This window comes from Zavarzinella formosa DSM 19928 (genome assembly GCF_000255705.1).
Classification (GTDB): domain Bacteria; phylum Planctomycetota; class Planctomycetia; order Gemmatales; family Gemmataceae; genus Zavarzinella; species Zavarzinella formosa.
Window position 1 is genome coordinate 824,064 of the sequence record NZ_JH636440.1, and the last position, 19,624, is coordinate 843,687.

13 protein-coding genes are annotated in these 19,624 nt (G+C 60.7%); 10 read left to right on the forward strand and 3 right to left on the reverse strand.

Translation table 11 applies throughout. From position 1 onward, the window contains the following. Positions 1–230: 230 nt before the first annotated feature. On the reverse strand, positions 231–1,025 hold the full coding sequence (locus BGIM_RS0114575) for a hypothetical protein (protein WP_020470498.1): 795 nt from the start codon (positions 1,023–1,025) through the stop codon (positions 231–233). 73 nt (positions 1,026–1,098) lie between these two features. Continuing rightward, positions 1,099–2,703 carry a hypothetical protein gene (locus tag BGIM_RS0114580; RefSeq protein ID WP_020470499.1) on the reverse strand — a complete coding sequence of 535 codons (1,605 nt, stop codon included), beginning with the start codon at positions 2,701–2,703 and terminating at the stop codon, positions 1,099–1,101. A gap of 457 nt (positions 2,704–3,160) precedes the next feature. Between BGIM_RS0114580 and BGIM_RS0114585 the strand changes: the two genes are divergently transcribed. The 6 genes from BGIM_RS0114585 to BGIM_RS57485 all read left to right on the forward strand — a co-directional run bounded on the left by BGIM_RS0114585 (position 3,161) and on the right by BGIM_RS57485 (position 10,987). Then, positions 3,161–4,603, forward strand: coding sequence for a serine/threonine protein kinase (locus BGIM_RS0114585; protein ID WP_020470500.1), 1,443 nt, complete (start codon positions 3,161–3,163; stop codon positions 4,601–4,603). Positions 4,604–4,843: 240 nt separating this feature from the next. Next, positions 4,844–5,806 carry an exosortase/archaeosortase family protein gene (locus BGIM_RS50380; RefSeq protein WP_020470502.1) on the forward strand — a complete coding sequence of 321 codons (963 nt, stop codon included), beginning with the start codon at positions 4,844–4,846 and terminating at the stop codon, positions 5,804–5,806. A 234-nt stretch (positions 5,807–6,040) separates the two neighbouring features. Next, positions 6,041–8,230 (forward strand): tyrosine-protein kinase domain-containing protein, encoded by a 2,190-nt coding sequence (locus BGIM_RS0114600; RefSeq protein ID WP_020470503.1) that lies wholly within the window; start codon positions 6,041–6,043, stop codon positions 8,228–8,230. Positions 8,231–8,264: 34 nt separating this feature from the next. Then, entirely contained in the window at positions 8,265–8,930 is a 666-nt protein-coding gene (locus BGIM_RS57480) for a hypothetical protein (RefSeq protein WP_020470504.1), read from the forward strand. 162 nt (positions 8,931–9,092) lie between these two features. After that, positions 9,093–9,803: a sugar transferase gene (locus BGIM_RS0114610; protein WP_020470505.1), complete on the forward strand. Its 711-nt coding sequence runs from the start codon at positions 9,093–9,095 to the stop codon at positions 9,801–9,803. Next, a complete protein-coding gene (locus tag BGIM_RS57485; RefSeq protein WP_020470506.1) occupies positions 9,800–10,987 on the forward strand; it encodes a glycosyltransferase family 2 protein in 1,188 nt (395 codons plus the stop codon). Before BGIM_RS0114610 ends, BGIM_RS57485 begins: the two co-directional genes overlap by 4 nt. Here BGIM_RS57485 and BGIM_RS0114620 read toward each other — a convergent pair. After that, positions 10,914–12,266 (reverse strand): TIGR03790 family protein, encoded by a 1,353-nt coding sequence (locus BGIM_RS0114620; RefSeq protein WP_020470507.1) that lies wholly within the window; start codon positions 12,264–12,266, stop codon positions 10,914–10,916. The two genes, BGIM_RS57485 and BGIM_RS0114620, sit on opposite strands and share 74 nt — an antisense overlap. Positions 12,267–12,982: 716 nt before the next feature. Between BGIM_RS0114620 and BGIM_RS0114630 the strand changes: the two genes are divergently transcribed. The 4 genes from BGIM_RS0114630 to BGIM_RS50395 form a co-directional block, all read left to right on the forward strand. Then, a complete protein-coding gene (locus BGIM_RS0114630) occupies positions 12,983–14,422 on the forward strand; it encodes a flagellin N-terminal helical domain-containing protein (protein WP_020470509.1) in 1,440 nt (479 codons plus the stop codon). Positions 14,423–14,664: 242 nt separating this feature from the next. After that, the gene (gene fliD / locus BGIM_RS0114640; RefSeq protein WP_020470511.1) at positions 14,665–16,698 is read left to right on the forward strand and encodes a flagellar filament capping protein FliD; all 2,034 of its coding nucleotides are present in this window, start codon (positions 14,665–14,667) and stop codon (positions 16,696–16,698) included. A gap of 12 nt (positions 16,699–16,710) precedes the next feature. Next, complete coding sequence (locus BGIM_RS0114645) at positions 16,711–17,127, forward strand: flagellar export chaperone FliS (protein WP_020470512.1); 417 nt, start codon at positions 16,711–16,713, stop codon at positions 17,125–17,127. Positions 17,128–17,637: 510 nt separating this feature from the next. Continuing rightward, on the forward strand, positions 17,638–19,624 hold a 1,987-nt coding region (locus BGIM_RS50395), incomplete at its 3' end, for a transglutaminase family protein (protein ID WP_193788979.1).

Here is a 19,624-nt window from a genome sequence, read left to right on the forward strand (position 1 = left end):
CGATCCACGTGCCGTATAACTTTAATCAATTTTTGGTCAAGACCAACTGTCAAATCATCCCGCCTCTGACCGGAGAAGGGAAAATCCAACATCATTCTCCGGCACCCCTCTCCTTGAAAGAGCGGGGGAGCAAATGAGTGAATTTCGCTGCCAGCTACTTTCTGTCTTCGCCGGCTGCTCTGGCTCCCCGTCTCATTTGGGACAGGGGATGGCCGGGCGTGAGGTTGTCTTTATTTATTAATCTGCTTCAACTCATTTTCCCGATTGCTCAGCGCGTCACGGCGTTTCTTCAGCAGGCCGAACTCGGCCTCTCGGATCGTTGTAAATCCTTTGACATAAGCGACTTCCGAGACGGCCTCGTCTTCAATCAGTTTTTGTTCATTGATCTGCTGGCGAAGCCCTTTCACCAGCATCGGTTTGGTGACGCCGGTGATTTCATTGTTCACCAAGTCGCGGTCGGCCAGCAATTTGGTGTTCTTGGCTTGGGAAGCGGCGATGTCTTTGTAAGCCTGATTCATGGCCGCCTCATAGCCGACAATGCTCCTGACATTGCCGCCGTTCGGGGCCGGGATTGGCTTGCGGCCGGTCACTTTGGTCACATCCAAAAAGCCTGTCCGGGGATCGAGCACCAGTTCTTGCACAGCGGGCACGGCGGGTTCGTCGCTTTTGCCACCCTTGACGGTCGAGCCGTACTGCAGGAGGTTCATTTGGCTGGTGTAAAACACCCGCCGGGGGAACCGCTCGACCTCGAACTGGAGGACATTGCCGTAATTGGCCGTCCACCGATAATACGACCGGTTCATGGCATCTTTGAGGTCTTCCGTCTTCGCCTTCTGACGGTCAAAGACACCGGGGGCGTCCTTGCTCGGCGAATTCCAGTTGATCCGCTGCGTGTACACGCCGACGGCCCATGTCAGCATCCCGAGGCTGAGCACGGTGTGGAACATCACGAGAATTTTGCCGAACATGCCCATGTCGATGTCCCCCCGGATGGCCGAGGCCGTCTTGGTGAGTGAGCCGGGCATTTTGGCCCGGCAAAGTCTGTCAGGCAAAAATGCCCGACCCGTTCTTGGTCAAATGGCCGACAACACCGCCGATTCAACGGCCCAGTTCCAGTTGCCGCAGTTCTTTTTCCATTCTCAACAAGGCTTCCTGGGCATCCCGCAGTTCTTTTTGAATTTTGAACAAATCAGCCTGGGCCTTTTTGAGACTGGCGAGCGATTCCTTGGAGTCTTCCCGCGCCTTGTCCAGTTCTTCCTTCAGTTTGTCCCGCTCGGTGACCCGCTCGTTGTAAAGCCGCTCGTTTTCGGCGGTGACGGCCACTTGTTGTTTCAGTTGGGCATCAAGGGAGATCAACTGGGAATTCAGGAACAAGCAGCGTTGCACGCGGGCCTGATACTCACTCTCGAAGACGCTTTGCTCTTCGGTGATGACAGCCAGCAAGCGGTTGGCGGCCTCGGTGTATTCGGTCGCCTGAACTTCGGCCGTCCGCACATATTCCGTCAGGCCGACGATCATGGTCACTCGGGTGTGCCACTGGTTGCGGGCTTCCTTGGCGGTCGCATCGAAGGCCCGGTGGGCGTCGATGTGGTAAAGCACATGGGCGATCCGGCGGGCTTTTTCCCCCATCGGGGTATTGGCGACGATGCTCGTCGCGGACTTCCCGGCGGCGGCCGGAGCCTCGGCTTCCTCAAATTTCTGGTCCAGCAGGGCGGTCGCCGCTTTTTCGACGCTTTCCGGCGTAACCGGCCCGGCCGGGGCGATCAGACTCACAATTTCCGTGAGGGCTGTCTTCTCGGCGGCGGTGATGGTTTTACCCAAGACGAATTCTTGCACGCTGGCTCGGGCGGCTTCCACATCGGCCTTGGTCTTCAGCGGGTTCACCGCGAGATCGGCCAGATGTTTAAAACCTTCCGCATCCCCGGTGGCGGCGGCGGCCAAGTTCTGCTTCGCCGCGTCCCCGGCGCCGTCCTTCAAGGCATCGACGACAGAGTTGGTCAGTTTGCGGGCGTTTTCCTCGGCATCGGCCCCGGAGCCACCGGCCCCGTGACTGATTTCACCGCGAATCAACAGGGCCACGTTGTCACGAGCACCCTTGATGCGGGAAGCTTGAGTGTCAGCCGGCGTGATGGTGGCCGGATCGCCCAACCCGCCGATTTCGACGAGGGCCTTTAACGCCGCCACTTGGGAGGAGGTGCGGGCCACATATGGCAGATCCGCGCGGGCAAAAGATGCCTTGGCCGGGTCAAGCATGTCGAACACCGCGATCACGCCGTCCCGTTCGGCCCCGGTGCGGGTGAGGTTCAACGTGTGTATTCTCAGTTGTTTCGCTTTGTCCGCAGGGTTGGCGGCAATGAGGGCCGCCACCTTGGCGTGAAGCCGCTTCACCTCGGCCGTCTGGTCGGCGACTGCTTCGCCGCCGTAAGTCTCGTCTCCCTTGGGAATCAGCTTGTTCAGCGTTTCCTTGGAAAGAGAGTCAAGACTGGTGTTTGGATTTACCCCAAAAATAAACACCACGCGGTCGGCGTCAAGTTCCCCGGGCGAATCAGGCGGGGCGACGGGAATGCCGCGGATCTGGACTTCATTGCGGAAATCAGTGTACGTCAGCTCCTGCCGGATCTTCCAGTTCTCCATGGAGAAGTACATGAAGCCTCCGGCCGCCAGGAGATTCAGCACGATCAAAATCTTGCCCAGACCACTCATTGCCGATCCTCCCCCCGACTCCGGCCGACGTGATTCCCCAAGGTATATTCTGGCGGATGCGTCAACTTCCCCAAGACGGGAATGCTCGCGGTCGCCGCAATCAGCCAGATTTCCCTATCTTGTGATCTTGACCAATACCGGACGATCTGACAAGCAAAATCATGCCCGATCCGTGACGACATCCGTGATGACGATTGATGATGGCGCGCCTGCGGATTTGGCCAACCCGGCCGATTGTGTGCTATGTAAGGGATGTGCCGTGTTTGGGCGGGGTCGTCCCGGACAGGCTTTTGCGCCCGACATGAATCGCGAATGCTCGCGACCGTCTCGGATTTCGCAAACGGTCAATAAAACGATGGGAATAAGTAGTCTCGCCGGGTTATGATAACCCTTGTGCCCGTCGTCCCCCAAAGGGGCGTTCCCTCCGCCGAGTCGGGGGGGCAGGAGAACGTGCCGGATGTCTCTCGACACCAATCTCGACCCCAAAGCCGGGATTCCCCAGCAATTCGGCGCTTACGATGTCTTGGCGAAAATCGCCGAGGGGGGGATGGGGGCCGTCTACAAGGGCCGGCACCGTCTCACCGGCGAACTCGTGGCCATCAAGGTGCTGCCGGCCAGCACGGCCAAAAATCCCGTCCTTATCAAGCGGTTTGAGCAAGAATTCCGGGCCGCCGCCGCCATCAATCATCCAAATGTCGTTCGCGGGATTGAATATTGCGGCACCGGCTCCAATCCGTTCCTCGTGATGGAATTTGTGGATGGCGAATCGCTTGGCAGTCGCATTGACCGCGACGGGGCGATGAGCGAGGAACTGGCGATTCGTATTATCGCCCAAGTGTGCCAGGGTTTGCATCGTGCCCACAAACAGAAGATGATCCACCGGGACGTAAAACCGGACAACATCATGCTGACGGTGGATGGCGTTGCCAAACTGACCGATCTCGGCCTCGTCAAAGACGAGGAAAACGAGATGAACCTGACCAAAACCGGCCGGGGACTCGGCACGCCGAACTTCATGGCTCCGGAACAATTCCGCAACGCGAAGAACGTGGATGTCCGGTCGGACATTTACAGTCTCGGGGCGACCCTCTACACGATGCTCACCGGCGAAGTTCCCTTCGGCCGGGTGGGGCCGCTGGATTGCTGGATGCGGAAGGTTCGCAACGAACTGACCTCCCCCCGTGAATTGAACCCGGCCATCAGTGAGCGAGTGGATTGGGCCATCCGCCGATCCATGAGCGGCGACCCGGACAAGCGACCGGGCACCTGCAAGGAATTCGTTGAGGATCTCACCGGGGTGAGCATCCGCCCCTCGCAAGCCAACGGCGAAGCGCAACCGGCCACGGAACTTTGGTACCTCGTCTATTTGGACGACGAGGGCGTCAAGCACACCGTAAAAGGGAGCGTGGACGGCATCCGCCGGGCGTTGAAGGAAGGATTGCTCGGAGACACCTCGAACATCCGGGCCGCCCGCAGCAAGACCTCGCCATTTGTGGGCTTGCACCACTACCCGGAATTCCGCGACCTCATCATCGAACCGGCCCCGCTCCCTTCGCCCGCCCCGACCGGGAACTCGGCCAACCATCAGGCCATGCGGCAAACCGTCGGCACCAGCACGCCGACCCCCGCGACGGCCTCCCGCCCCGATCCGGAAGCTGTGGACTATGCCGCGAAGGCCCGCATGGCCCACGACCCCAACGCCCCGACGGCGGCCTACCAATCTGCGACTGACTCATCAGCCACTCGTCCGCACCTCCGCATGGGGGGAAACCGACCCGCCCCCAGGCAGCAAGAACCCCCCAAGAAGGGTTTCGACTGGATGATGTGGCTCGTCGTCCTCGTTGTCGCCCTCGGCACCTCGGCGGCGGCGGTCGTGATGTTTGGCAAGCTGAAGATGTGAATTTCAGTTTTCAGTGAAGACATTTACCTTGGCTGACTCGCCACACAAGCAACTGTCTTTGCTGAAAACTGAAAACTCAAATCCAAGATCTCCCCCCAATTCTCCTCGTCGAAGTCCTCTTGCGTGATTTCCCATGCCGGGGTAATATCCCCCCCGCCTGTGATGCTTTCCCAATCCCACGATGGGAATGAATCAGCCGCGATGGAATGAGTCCGTCGCCTCTCAACCGGGATGGAACCCATGAGTCAGTCCGCGTGGCCGACGCCGAAGGCGATCTTGCTGCTCGCCGTTCTTGGCTGGGTTTATTGGCCCACATTGGCCGACCTGTACGATGTCTGGACCACCTCCCCCGACTATTCCCACGGTTTGCTGGTTCCGTTGTTCTCCCTCTGGCTGTTGTTCCGCAAGCCGGCGAATCCCAACATCATTTACAAGCCTTGGCCCCTGCTTGGGTTCGCCGGGCTGACGGTTTCCGTGTTTTGCCGACTCTTCGGGGCGGGGACGAGTTTCCTGCCGCTGGAGGGCTTGTCGCTCATCATGGCCCTCGCCTCGGCCGTGATGTTGTCCGGCGGTTGGGGCGGTGTCCGGCGGTTCTGGCAACCGCTGTTGTTCCTCGTGTTCATGGTCCCGTTGCCGTATGAGTTCTCGCGGGCGATGGGGGCCGAGCTTCAGCGCATCGCCACGATGTGCAGCACGTTTCTCCTGCGATGTTGCGGTCAGCCCGCCATCGCCGAGGGGAATCGCATCCTCATCGAAAATATCACGCTTAACGTCGTGGAGGCATGTAGCGGCCTCCGGATGCTGATGACGTTCATCGCCTTTTCCATCGCGGCCGTGTTCATGATGGAACGACACTGGATGGTCCGCGGGATCGTTCTTCTCAGCGCCGTGCCGATCGCTTTGGCCACCAACATCCTGCGAATCTCGGCCACCGGCCTCGCCCATGTCTGGCTGCACGACAGCGATCAAAAAGCCAAAGTGATGGACTTCATCCATGATTTCAACGGCTGGATGATGATGCCCGTCGGCCTGGCCATGCTGCTCGCCGAACTGTGGGTGTTGAAAAATCTCCTGATCGAAACCGCCAAACGCGCCGCCCCAAGTTTCACCCCGAGGCCGCCCAACAGCCCGCCGGTGGTGAAGCCCGCCAACGGAAAGCCGAAGTTCGTGAGCGTGATCCGGATGCCGCAGACGGGGTCTTGAGGGGAATTGCAAAAGGCAACCTCACCCCCTAACCCCCTCTCCTGAAAGAGAGGGGGAACAAAACCGGTCAGAGAAGACGGGAAGTTATTGATGGAGACTTTCGCCCTCTTGCTCCCCCTCTCTTTCAGGAGAGGGGGCCGGGGGGTGAGGTTGCCTTTCTCCCCCTCTCTTTTAGGAGAGGGGGCCGGGGGGTGAGGTTGCCTTTGTGAAATTGCAACAGGGGAGAATCAAGAGATGACACCGACGACATTGCCAGCCACCCGGTTGCCCGACTTTATCCCCGATGCGATCCCCGTGGAGGCTGATTCGCCGCGCGTGTACAGCGTGCCGTCGCGGATGCCGGAGGCACCTCCCGCCGAGCCAGCGGGGGGCGGCGGGATGAAGCCGCTGGAGTATCTCCGCTACCGTTGGATGACCGTGCTGTTCCTCGGCGGTCTTCTGGGAGGCGGGCTGGGGATGGCGGCTTACTCAACGATTCCCGCCAAATACACGACGTATTCCATCATCCGCGTGTCTCCGCAAGATCCCCGGATTTATTACAACGAAGACCCGCAGGGGCGCAGCGATTTTGCCAGTTATCTGAAAACGCAGGCGGGCATGTTGCGCAGCCATTTTGTGTTGAACGCCGCCATCCGCGACCCGGAGATTGCCGCGTTGCCGATGCTCCGCGAACAACCGGATCCGGTGCGGTTTCTGGAAGAAGAGCTCGTCATCGACCTGCAGGACGGCGGCGAACTCATCAAGCCGAAGCTCTCCGGGGATGATCCGAAGGCCATCACGATGGTGGTGAACTCCATTCACGACGCCTTCTTCCGCGAGATTGTCGAGGCCGAGCGAACCCGCAAACAGGCCCGGCTGACCTCGATGGAAACGGCCATCGGAAAAATGCAAACCGACTTGGAAAAGCAATCGGCCAACCCCAAGGACCAGGCGGGCGATCCCAAGCCGGCCGAATCCCTCCCCGGCGTCGGCCCCACGCTGGCGGCCAGCCAACTCACCCGATTGCGGGAGAAACTGGACAGCGTCGATATTCGCCGCAAGCAAATCGAAGCGGAGAAGATTCGGCTCGCCAAGCGCCTCGAAAACGTGGATGCGGAAATCCCCGCCCCCGGCCCCGGTTATGTCGCCTCGCTGGACAACGACATGGCCATTGCCAGCATCACCCGGCAACTCACTCAATGGCAGAAGCAACTCAACTTCCAACTGGAATTGAACTCGGACCCGAACAACAAGGGCATTGCCGAGCTTCGTCAGAAGATCGCTGACCAGACGGCCGAGCGGGAGAAGATGAAGAAGGCCCGCGTTGAGGAATACCGCGAATCGATGCGGGATGACACCGTCCGGCGTCTCAATTCCGAAGGCGAAAAGATGGATGCCGAGTTGGTGGGCGCCAAGATCGTGCATGAGAAGACCACCGCCGAGATCAGCGAATACGAGGCGAAACTGGCCTCCATCCTGCCGCTGGGCGAGGGAGGCGTGAAAGACTTCACGAAGGTCGATTCCACCAGCCGGGCGGCAATCATCAGCGGCATGATGGAGAAGACCAACCTGCTGCGGTTGGAACTCGCGGCCCCGTCCCGCGTGCAGAGCTTCCAAAAGGCCGCCGCCCCGATGAAGAAGGACATCAAGAAGCAACTCATCGGCACCGCCGGGGGCGTGCTGGCCGGGTTCCTGCTCGTTGGCTTCGGGGTGGTGGCTTATGAATCTCGCGTCAAACGAGCGATGAGCCTGGCCGATGTGCAAAAGGCCACGCTTGGCCCGATCCTCGGGGCCATCCCGACCGTGAACCCAACCGCCGACCAGCCGACGCCTGAACTGGCCTTGGCCGAAGAAGCCATCGAAAAAGCCAGAGCGAACCTGATGCACCAATTTGGCCGTGGCGGCGGCAAAGTGATTCTCGTCACCAGCGCCGTGACGGACGACGGGCATTCCTTCATGTCCCGCGAACTGGCCCTCTCCTTCGCGCGAGCCGGGGCGAGGACGATCCTTGTTGATTTCGACCTCCGTTCGCCGACGCTGCATGATCTCTTTGAAGTGTCGAACGAATCAGGCTTCACCGAATTTCTGGCCGGAACCGCCGACCTCCCAACAGCGGCGAAAGTTACCCCGTATGGCATGGCCATTCTTCCGGCGGGACCGTGGACGGATCACGTTCGGCAACATCTCTCGGCGGACAAGCTGGCGATGCGCCTCGGCCAACTCCGCGACCAGTTTGATGCGGTGATCGTCAACGCCCACCCGGTGTTGTCCGTCGCCGAGACGGCCCTCGCCGGCCGCAGCGCGGATGCGGTGGTCCTCACGGTGGAACGATACGAGAGCCGTCTGGCTCATGTGTCGCGGGCGCAGGAAAAGATCGCCAGCCTGATGCCGGATGCCTTCGGCGTTGTCTTCCTCGGGGCGACACGGGACGAATGTTTGCAGTGACGTTTTCGTCTCTCGCCGATCAGGAGAATTCAACATGACGTTGCGAATGCCTCATTTTCTCGGAGCCATTGTTCTCCTCGCCGTTGGCGGTGTGGTTCATGGGAAGTGGACGCACCGTTGGTCTGAGACGACGCTGGCCCAAGGGGGCGAAGACCTGCTTTCAAAGGTCACGGAACCGGTTGGCGATTGGAAGCCAGGGGCGTTTTTTCACATCAATGCCAACGATGTGCCGAAGAAGACGCAGACCATGTCCCGGCAGTTTGCCCATCAGCGGACGAACCGCACGCTGGTTGTCTCGCTGACATCCGGCGTTCCGGGGATCGTCGCGGCCCACACGCCGGATGTTTGTTATCTCGGCAGCGGTTACAAACTCAAATCGGCCGTCACCAAGGAAAACATCCCCCTGCCCGACGGACGGTCCGTGGCTTTCTATGTCGCGGATTTCCAGAAAACGACGGCCACCGTGTCGGAAACCGTCCGGGTGCGGTGGGCATGGTCTGCCGACGGCCAATGGGAGGCGCCCGATTATCCCAGACTGTTCTTTGCCCGCCGTCAGCTTCAATTGCCCGTCCTCTACAAGCTCTATGTGGTCAACGTCGTGGACGAGACGGACTTGACCAAAACCGACCCATATCGTACTTTCGCGGCCGAACTGGCCTCTCGTTTGGGGAATGAGATGGCCGGAGGCCCTCGGAATTAACGGATTGACCGAGGGGATGATGAATGACCAATGACCAATGACCAATGACCAAACAACGGACAAGTAGAAGCGGCCGGCAAACCGTTTTCAAAATCGATTGTCGAAGTTTGGTCATTGGTCACTGGTCGCTGGTCATTAGTCGTTCCCGACGACAGTCGGAGCATGATGCACGCCACTGAGACAACCACCGAAGTTCCCGTCCTGCGGATCACGCCGCACGTTCTCCCGCCGGAGCCGGCGGAGGCGTTGCCGGCCCGGAACGCGCGGAGGTCGCGCTGGCATCTGCGGGGCAAGCGCGCCTTGGATGTCTCCCTCTCGCTGCCATTGTTGATTGGCACCGCCCCGTTGGTGGCGTTGTGCGCGGCCGTCACCCGGATCACCTCACGCGGCCCGGCATTCTACTCGCAACAACGAGTGGGCCAATTTGGCCGAGTGTTCACGATCCACAAACTTCGCACGATGTACCACGATTGCGACCGGCTCACCGGGCCGAAGTGGTGCGTGCCGGGCGATCCCCGCGTGACGCCGTTCGGCCGGTTTTTGCGGGCCGCCCATATTGACGAACTGCCGCAATTGGTGAATGTCCTGCGCGGGCAGATGAGCCTCGTCGGCCCCCGGCCGGAACGCCCGGAGATTGCCGCGACGCTCGCCACCCAAGTGGATGAGTACGACATTCGCTCGGCCGTGCTGCCGGGGATCACCGGCCACGCGCAGGTTCATTTGCCGCCGGATGTCACCGTCTCCGATGTGCGGGACAAGGTTCGGCTGGACCGTGATTACATGCGAACGTGGACCGTCTGGTCCGACGTGGTCGCTCTTTGGCGAACAGCCCGGAAACTCGTCGGTTTGCACCCACGGAGGGCCAACACATGATCCTCGGACGGAACGCTTTCCCGCCCCGCGTGTCCGTGATTGTGCCGGTTCGCAACGAGGCGGCTCATCTGCGGCGCACGCTCGACGGCCTGACCAATCAACGCTTCCCGGCGGAGGATGTTGAAATCCTCGTTGTCGATGGTGATTCCGAAGACGGCACGCCGGACTTGGTCCGTGAGTATCAGTCACACCACGACAACGTGCGTCTTTTTTTCAACTCCCGCCGCCTGTCCAGCGCGGCCCGCAACATTGCGGTTCTACAATCACGCGGGGATTTTCTGGTCCTCATCGACGGGCATTGCGAAATCCAGAACCCCGATTATCTGGCCAACTTGGTGGAAGCCTTCGACACCAGCGAGGCCGACACGCTCGGCCGGCCGCAACCCTTGAAAGCCGGGAAGCTGACGCCGTTTCAACGCGCCGTCTCGGCCGCCCGAATGTCGTGGCTCGGGCACAATCCCGATTCGGCGATCTTCGACAACCAACCCCGCTTCGTCCCGGCGGACAATGTCGCCGTTGCCTATCGACGGGAAGTGTTCGACCGCGTCGGGCTATTCGATGAATCGTTCGATGCCTGCGAGGACGTGGACTTCAACACCCGTGTGCGGCAGGCCGGGTTCAATTGCTACTTCACGCCGACGATCTCCGTCGATTATCAACCCCGGCGGTCGTTGCGAGCGCTCGGCTATCAAATGATGCGCTACGGTCAGGGCCGGGCGCGGCTGGCCCGCAAAGACCGCTCGTCGATCACGCTGCCAAGCCTCGCCCTGCCTATGGCTCTCGTTGGTTTGATCGTCGGCAGTATCGCGGGAATCATCTGGTGGCCGGTCGGGCTGCTCGTTCTGGCGGGAATCGCCGGATATGTTCTGCTCGTCACCGGCGAATCGTTGCGGCTGGCCACGCACGTCCCGCCGACAGTGGCCACCGGCAAACTGATTGACCGGGAAGAAATGCTCGTCCCGGATGTTCGCCTTGAGACGCCACCCAAGAAAACGAAAAACGCCGGTTTGCTGCTGCGGCTACCGTTGGTGTTCCCGGCGATCCATCTCGGCTTCGCGTGGGGCTATCTCCGGGAAATCGTCTGGGGCCGCCCGCTGAAACCCGCCCCGCTCATGGTTTCCCGAATGGAGACGGTACCCCCTTCGGACTCACAAACACATCAGACTCCTTCAGTCGCGGCGTAGCCTTGAACGGGTTGTACAACGGGTCGCCGATCAGCGTTCCCATCCAGCTTGTGAAATACACCGTCTTCCCGTAACTCTCCGCGAGCGTGAATTGTCCCGTCGCCAGGAAACCGAAGAACTCGGCCGGTTTCGGGAAGCCGATGGTGTACGGCTCCGACACCGGGCCGAGGGTGGCGCACACTCCCTTGGCCAGCAAGTTGGGGCACCAAAACGTCGTCCCGGATCGCAGAGAGACGGCCTCCGAACTGGCGAGATGCCATGCGACGGCCCCCTTGGCGAAGGTCGCGCTGTCCACGAATTTCGCGTGTGAATACCATCCGCAATACAGGGCCGTGTCCGGGCAGGTGTTTGGCTGGAACACCGGGTCTTTGTCGTCGAGGATCACGTCCATTTTCCCGGCGTCCTTTAACAAGGCCGCCATGTCCCGCATCGACTGGTCGTAGCCGCCGTAGCCGGTTCCTCGCGGGTCGCCTTTCAAGTCGAGGGCGATGCCGCGCGCGTCCACATAGACCTTGCCCTTCAAGCCCGCCTTCTCGGTTTCGATGGCGTCGTCGATCATTCGGCGCACAATCTTGGGGTCCGGGCCGTCGAGCCGGCAGGCGAGCAGAACCGGCGGCTTCCCCTCCCGCTCTTTCGCGGGGACCTGCCAGTGGTTCAGGTTGAGCTGCCAGCGGCGAAGCTCGTACTTCTCGAACCACAGCATCATCAGTTCGCTATCGACGGCGGCCGTGCTTTCCGCATGGGAAAGGTTGCTTCGCTGCCGGTTCAGGCGGTTTTGTTTGCCGTTGAGCGTGTTGAGTTCCTGTTCGCGCTCCTTCTTCAACAGGGCATCTTTGCCGGTGGTGTCGTCCTTCGCGGTCTTTTCCAACGCGGCGATTTCCTCGCGGCACTTTTTGATCGCCTCTTCCACTTCCTTGATTTGCGGGGCCAGTTTCGCCAGTTCTTCCTTCTCGCCGGGGCTGGGGTCTTCGTTGCCGACTCGCAGCGGCGTGCCATACATGCACACCAAACAGCGGACTTTCTCTTTGCGGTCCTTCAACTCCATCCGCAGCGGGATCAGCAACTTCTTGTCATAATCGCTACGCGAGATGCTTTCGCCCTTGGGCAGATCCAGCGTCACGATGTTCCCGGCCGGCACGTTTCGGACCTTGGCGTAATACTCCGCCAGTTCCGCCGATGCCGGTTCGTTCTTGTTGACGATGAGAATCAATTCCCCCGGATCAAGGGCAAACACCGGCGACGTGACGAGTAGCAACAACAAGTTCGCGCGAATCGGCATGGGTAGAGTCTCCGGTCGTTGAAAGAAGAAGAGAAAACCTTTTTAGCCATCGAACACGGATTCGGACAAAAACCTCATCCTTCTGATCTGGTCTTTTTCTTATCCGAATCCGTGTTGCATCCGTGGCTAAGAGCGAGCGAAAAGAATGAGGCAGTCGGCGATGAGAGTACTCCGCACGCTCCGAGTTTGTGAAAAAATCGACGGCTCGTTCCGAGCCGTCAGGATGGCTGAAAAATCATCGCATAGGATCGCGCAGGATCGATGATCGCACCGTTCCCTGGATGATTTGACTCCGGAAAAAATCCGGGCGGCCAATTTTTTCACAAGCTCTCCGCGTGCGGGCGGGGCTTTGGCCCGTTTCCATCGTCTGGCCACCGGGCAAGCCCATCCGCACGCGGAGCGTGCGGAGTACTCTCATCGCCGACCGCTTCATTCTTTCCGCTCGCTCTCAAAAGTTCTTCTCATTTCGGCTCGTGGCCCGGTCCCCGTCCTGATTTCTTTCCCGCCTGAAAAATTATCCTGTGGGAGGAGCAATCGCCGGTCACTCGCGCCGGAGAATGAAATATGCGCCCGAAGGTGACAAAAGCAGAAGCTAGATAATTTCAGCGGTGAATTACGGCAAAATTTCCGAAAGCGGGTTCGATAACTGCTTTGAGAACAAAGGGATGCCAGTCGCAACCCTGAAAAAACAAACCAACACAGTGGAGAATTGAGTCATGGGTCTGTCTCTTGTCAACAACACCGCCTCGCTGACCGCTCAGAACAACCTCAACAAGACCGCCGCCAGCCTGAACACCTCGCTCGAACGGCTCTCGACCGGCTTGAAGATCAACAAGGGCGCCGACGGCCCCGCGGCCTTGGTCATCAGCGAACAACAACGGGCCCAGATCACCGGCCTCCAAGCGGCGACTGACAACACGAACAAGGCCGTTGCCGTCGTTCAAACCGGCGAAGGCGCCCTGAACGAAATGAACAGCCTGCTCAACAAAGTGCGTTCGCTGGCCGTCGACTCCGCCAACACCGGTGTGAACGACGCCAACGCCCAAGCCGCCAACCAGGCTGAAATCACGAACATCCTTTCCTCGGTGGACCGGATTTCCAGCACCACGCAGTTCGGGTCCAAGAAACTGCTCGACGGCTCGGCCGGCGTGAGCGGAACGGCCACGGTTCCCTCGACCGTCACCGTGCAAAAAGCCACGACCGACACCCAAGCCGGTAGCTATGCGATCGCCGTGACGGCGGCCGCCACCAAGGCCCACACCAGCGCCGCCGCCCAGACGCTCCCTCTGGCTGCGGACGAAAACCTCACGGTCAACGGTGTCCAGATTCAACTGAAGGCCGGGTCGAGCCAGCAACAAGTTGTGGACAAGATCAACTCCTACAAGGACCAGACGGGCGTCTCGGCCGACATCGACACCGTCAACGGGAACAAAACCCGCCTGATCAGCAACCAGTTCGGCACGGCCGCCAAGATTTCGGTGGTTTCCGACACCGCCGTCGCCGCCGGCTCCACCGGGTTTGGCACCTCGGTCACCAGCGCGGCCGGGACCGACGTGGTCGGCACGATCAACGGAACCGCCGCCACCGGCGTCGGCAACACGCTGACCGCGACCTCCGGCGTCGCCCAAGGCCTCAGCGTCTCCGTGGGGCTTGATGCCACATTGAGCGCCACCGGGGCCGACAAGTACACTTCGGCCAGCACGGCCAGCGCCAGTTTGGGCAACGTCAACGTGGTGGACAACTCCCTGAAGTTCCAAATCGGCGCCAACGCCGGCCAGAGCGTCAGCTTCTCGTTCGACAAAGTGGACACCTCCTCCCTCGGGACCGGGGCCAGCAGCCTGTACTCGAACCTCAGCCAGATCAGCACCGCCAACGGGACCGAATCCCTGAAGGTGATCGACCAGGCCATCAGCGACGTGAGCAACCTGCGGGGCCGGATCGGCGCCTTCCAGTCCAACACGCTGGAATCGAACGCCAACAACCTGCAAACGAGCCTCCAGAACACGACGGCCAGCGAGTCGGTTGTGCGGGACACGGACTTCGCCTCCGAAATCGCCAACTTCACCAAGGCCCAAACGCAACTGCAAGCCGGCACGACCGTGCTCGGCAACGCCAACCAGCTCACGAGCTTGGTGGCCAGCTTGCTGCGGGGTTAAAAAATCCGGGGGATCAGGTCGCCCGACCGTGACCTCCCGATATTTTTCAGCCCGCCGGGGAATTGAGTTTTCGATGTCTCCGCCAGACGATATTCTCGCAAATTGATGATCTTCCGATCATCCGGAAGCCAACGGGCGGGGCGCCTCGGGAAACCGACGCCCCGCCTTTCTGGCGTTTCCGGGCAAGTTTCTTGCCGGATCAACGATTATTGGTCTAACACCATCCTCCGGGCGGCGCACCGATGTCTTCCATTTCGAGCAGCACCAGTAGCAGCACCAGTGGCAGCAGCGCCGCCTCGGGCCTCAATTTCACGGGTCTGGCCAGCGGCATCGACACCAGCACGATCATCACCGGCCTGACCGCCCTCAACCAGCAGCGGATCGACAATTACAAGTCCCAAGAATCGACCATTACTTCCAAGCAAACGATCTTTGCCGCCCTGAACAGTTCGCTGGTCAACATTCAATCGTCGATTGGCTCGCTGGCCCGCTCCATCGGCGGAGCTTTCGAGGGGCGCACGATCACCTCGTCGGACGACACCAGCGTCACCGGGGTCGGTTCCAGTTCGGCGGTGGCCGGTTCTTACAACATCACCGTCAATCAACTAGCCCAGGCCAACCAAGTCGCTTCTTCGCAGTTAAGCGACCAAAGCACGAATATTCAAACGGGCACGGTGACCATTCAGTCCGGGGCCGGCACCCCCATCACCGTCACGGTTGACTCGAAGAACAACACGCTGCAAGGGCTGGCGAATTCCATCAACGACGCCGCCGGGGATGTGCGGGCTTCGGTGGTCGGCGACAGTTCCGGCTACCGGCTGCTTCTGACGGGCACGAAGACGGGGGCCGCCAACACCATCTCCGTGACCAACAATCTCACCGGCGGGACCGGCGCGAGCCTGAACCTGACCGAACGGCAGGTGCAGAACGCGGCGGATGCCCAAGTCACGCTCGGCACCGGGAGCGGGGCGATCACCGTGGGCAGCGCGATCAATCGCGTCGACAACCTGATCGCCGGCGTTTCGTTGAATCTGGCCAAGGCCGACCCGACGAAAACGCTCACGGTCAACGTGGCGCCCGACAGCGACACCGCCTCGAAGGCCATCGGCGATTTCGTGACGGCCTACAACACGACCATTGACTTTATCAACGACCGGTCCTCCTACGACACCACGACACAGACCGCCGGCGTGTTCTTGGGCGACCGCGACATCACCAATTTGAAGAACGATCTGGCGTCGGCGGTCGGGTCCGCGATCAACGGGGCCAATCCGAAGCTCAACCGGATGTCCGCCATCGGCCTGACGTTCAACGACAACGGCGAACTCGCCTTCGATTCCAGCAAACTCACGGCCGCCATCAACGGACAGGTGGACGGCGTGTCGGCCGCCGACGTGAAAAGTCTCTTCGCGTTCAACGGAACCGCCAGCAACTCGGGGACGAACTTCCTGCTCGGCGGAACGAAAACCAAGCCCACCCCGGCCGGACAGCCATATCAGGTGAACATCACCCAGGCGGCCTCGCGGGCCAGCATTCTCGGCAGCACGGCCCTGCCGGCGTCCATGACCCTTGATTCATCCAACAACACGTTCAACATCCAGGTCAACAATCTTTCGCCGGCCACCCTGACCCTCGCTCCGGGGAGCTACACCCCGGCCTCGCTCGCCTCGGCTCTTCAAACTCAACTGAACGGCCGCTACGGGACGAACACGGTCACCGCGGATCTCGACTCGGGTCGGCTGCGGTTGATGTCCACGCTTTACGGCAGCACCTCCCAAGTGGGAATCACCGGCGGCAGCGGCCTCTCCCTGCTGGGGTTCACCGGCGCGATCTCCGGCGTGGGCACGAACGTGGCCGGATCGTACACGGTCGCGGGGAAAACAGAAGCCGCCAGCGGAAGCGGGCAAGTTTTGACGGGGAACCCCGATAATGCCAATACCGCCGGGTTGCAAATTCGGGCCAGTTACACCGAAGACCAAGTGAGCGCCGGCACGGCAACGTCCGATCTGACCGTCACCCAGGGGCTGGCGTCCCGGCTGAGTCAGGTTCTCGACAAGTACACGGACCCGATCAGCGGGCGGTTCAAGACAATCGACGATGGCTTCAACCAGAGTGTGGCCACGATTGAAACGACCATCACCAAAGAGAACCAGACGATGAGCGACAAGAAAGCCGCCCTCGTCCAGCAGTTCGCCGGTTTGGAAACAAGTGTCAGCACATTGAAAAACGTGGGCAGCCAGATCGCGGCCTCGTTCGGTGTGCTCTCGTACAAATAAAGACAGGATGCCATGAACCCTTACCAAACATCAAAAAAAGCGGCCGTCGCGGCCACCCGGATCGATCTTCTGCTGGCTCTCTACGACGGCGCCATCTCCCGGTTGCAACAGGCCATCCCGTTGATCCGCGAGGGTGATTACACCAGCGCGATCCCTCTGATGTCCAAGTCCCAATTGATGGTCACGGCCCTGGCGGCCGGCGTCAAGACTGAAGTGAACGAAGAGATGGGGACGAACTATCTCCGGCTGTACGAGTTCATCGTCAACCGCCTGACCCGGCCGGAAATTCCCCGGATTCAGGATGCCCTGAAGATTCTGAAAACGCTGCGGGAAGGCTTCGACGGCATCCGCGACGAAGCGGTGGCGATGGAACGCCGCGGCGATTTCGTCGCCACGGATCGCCTGAAAGCCCTGTACGCGACTGCTTGATTTCCGTTTTCAGCAAAGCATTGTCGGTTCGTTGCGCCGAAAAACACCACATTTGTCCGCCTCGACGGTTTGAACTTTGCTCAAACCACCCGAAAGGGGGCTAACAAATCATTCGGGCGCTCATCAATTCTCGCGTTTACTCTCGCCGGGCAATGGTTTTTGCCCCAACGAGCTTGTGAAATTATTCCAAGATCGTGAGGCGGTTTTGATTTCGCCGGGGCGATCTTTTCGCCCCCGGCCGATCATTCGTTGGTCAGGCGCCGGTTCGGCGCGCAATGTCTCCCGCCATGTCCAGCCCGGCTTTCGGGCCTTTGGCAACCGGATGGTTTGCCAAAGGTTGTGGACCAGCGCCTGCCACAACACCATGGCTCTCGCTAATCTGGAAAATTCACAAGCTCCTTGGGGTGAATACCGGCCAATCGCGCCGGCCAGAAAAATTTGCGAGACCTTTGTCTTCTTGTCATCTCCATTTCATGGGTCCAACTTGCCGGTTGCGCCTAAAATACCCACATGCTACCCATCAACCCCTTCCGGAACAGTCTGTACGTTTCGCTGACCCTCGCCATTTTGTGCGTGGGGGTGGCCGGGTACGACTTGCTGCCGGAGTTTCCGTTTATCACGGTGTTCAGCCTCTTGTTGCTGGGCGCGGCCTACGTCATGGAGGGACGGTTTGAGCTCAACCTGCGGGACGCCAATCTCGTCGGGTTGTTTCTCTCCGTGACCCTCGGGCTGTGGGGGCTTTTTCAATTCGTGCGGCCCCCCACGGGGCTGACGGACATGCTGCCGTGGCCCGCGAGCGCGTTGCCATACTTGGCCCCCGTCGTGTTGGTGTTGATTCCCGCCAAACTCTTTCGGCCCAAGCACACCGGAGATTATTGGACGATGCACGGCCTCGGCCTTGTCTCGGTGTCGCTGGCGTGTGCGATGGCCTCGGACGGCGTGTTTGTGGTGTTCTTCATCGGCTACGCCATCAGCTTCGTCTGGGGGCTGGCCATGTTTCAAATTTACCGGGAGGTTGGCTCGGAGCTTTCCCTGCGGGTTTCCGTGGTGCGGTCTCGCGGGCGGGAACTGTGGCCGGCGATTGTCCGGGCCGCGCTGGTCGGGTTGCTGGCGGTCCCCCTGTTCTGGATGACGCCCCGGTCCGGCCAGAACTGGCAGTTGGGATTCAACAACCGGATGAAATCAACCGGCCTCGGCGAGGGGGCGGTGGACATGAACAGTTCCGGCCCCCTTGAGGTCAACCGGGAAAAAGTCTTTGAGGTGAAGGCGGAGAACCGCCAGGGAGAACCGATCCTCGACCTGCCCGGCGACCTGCGCTGGCGGGTGGCCCACCTGCAAAACTACAATCAGGGGCGCTGGCAGCGGGACACGAACATGCGTTTCCAGCTGGTCGAGCGGGTGAAGGCGCCCGAATTCGTCACGAACAACCCCTATCAACGCCTGCCGGACTTCGGGCCGGAGACCATTTATCTCACCTTTATGACCGGCTCCAAAATGGGGCGAAACCAGCCGCTCGCCGACCCGATCGCCTGGCGGGGGGGCGAATTCAGCCCGGTGGTGAGCCGGCCGCAGCGGGAAGCCTCTTCCCAAAGCTGGAACCAGCGGCCGGACGGCTCGTTCGACGGCCTGAGCGTGACCAGGCAATACCTCCAGGCCTGGGTGGCGCCGGAAGATTTCAACCACACGCCGGTGATGCGAATCATCGGCCCCCCGAACGGCCTCGCCCAAGTTCCCGTCGCCCTTTGGCGGCTGAAGGAATACGCGGAAAAGCTGCTCCGCACGCTGGTGGAAAAGGGAAAAATCCCCGCCGAGGCGCTCAAGAACCGCGACCCGGTGAGCAACGAACTGGACCCGAAATACCACGAGATTGTGTCTCGGGAGATCAGTGATCATTTCGCCCATTCCGGGGAGTTTCGATACACGCTGGATCTGGTCCGGCTGGACAAAACCATCGATCCGGTGGAAGACTTCATTCTCAATGTGAAGGCGGGCCACTGCCAGCGATTCGCCAGCGCCCTGGCGCTGGTGCTTCGCGCGATTGGCGTTCCCGCCCAACTGGTGCTCGGCTATCGCGGTTTGGAGAGCCGGGAGGACGGCTGGTACGACATTCGGGAAGACCATGCCCATGCCTGGGTCGAGGCGCTGGTCCCGGCGTCCGACGCGGGGTTGCCGTTGCCGGAACGCCTCCCGCCCGGCCTGCTGCCGAGGGATATCCAGGCTTATCGGTGGAGCATCCTCGACCCGACGCCCTCCGGCGTGGAGGCGATCACCACCGGCCCGGTGAGTTTCCTGGACCGGGCGAAGGAGCGATGGGAAACCGTCGTCAAGGCGTTGCTGCTGGCTTATAACGCGGATTCGCGGGAGCAAAGCGCCCGGGCGGTTCGTGAATGGCTCGTCAACGATCACGGCTGGCTGACGCTGCTCGGGATCTTCGGCGGCGGTTATGTGCTTCGCAAAGTCTGGCGCCGCTGGCGGGTTCGGCGGGAGGGGACACGGG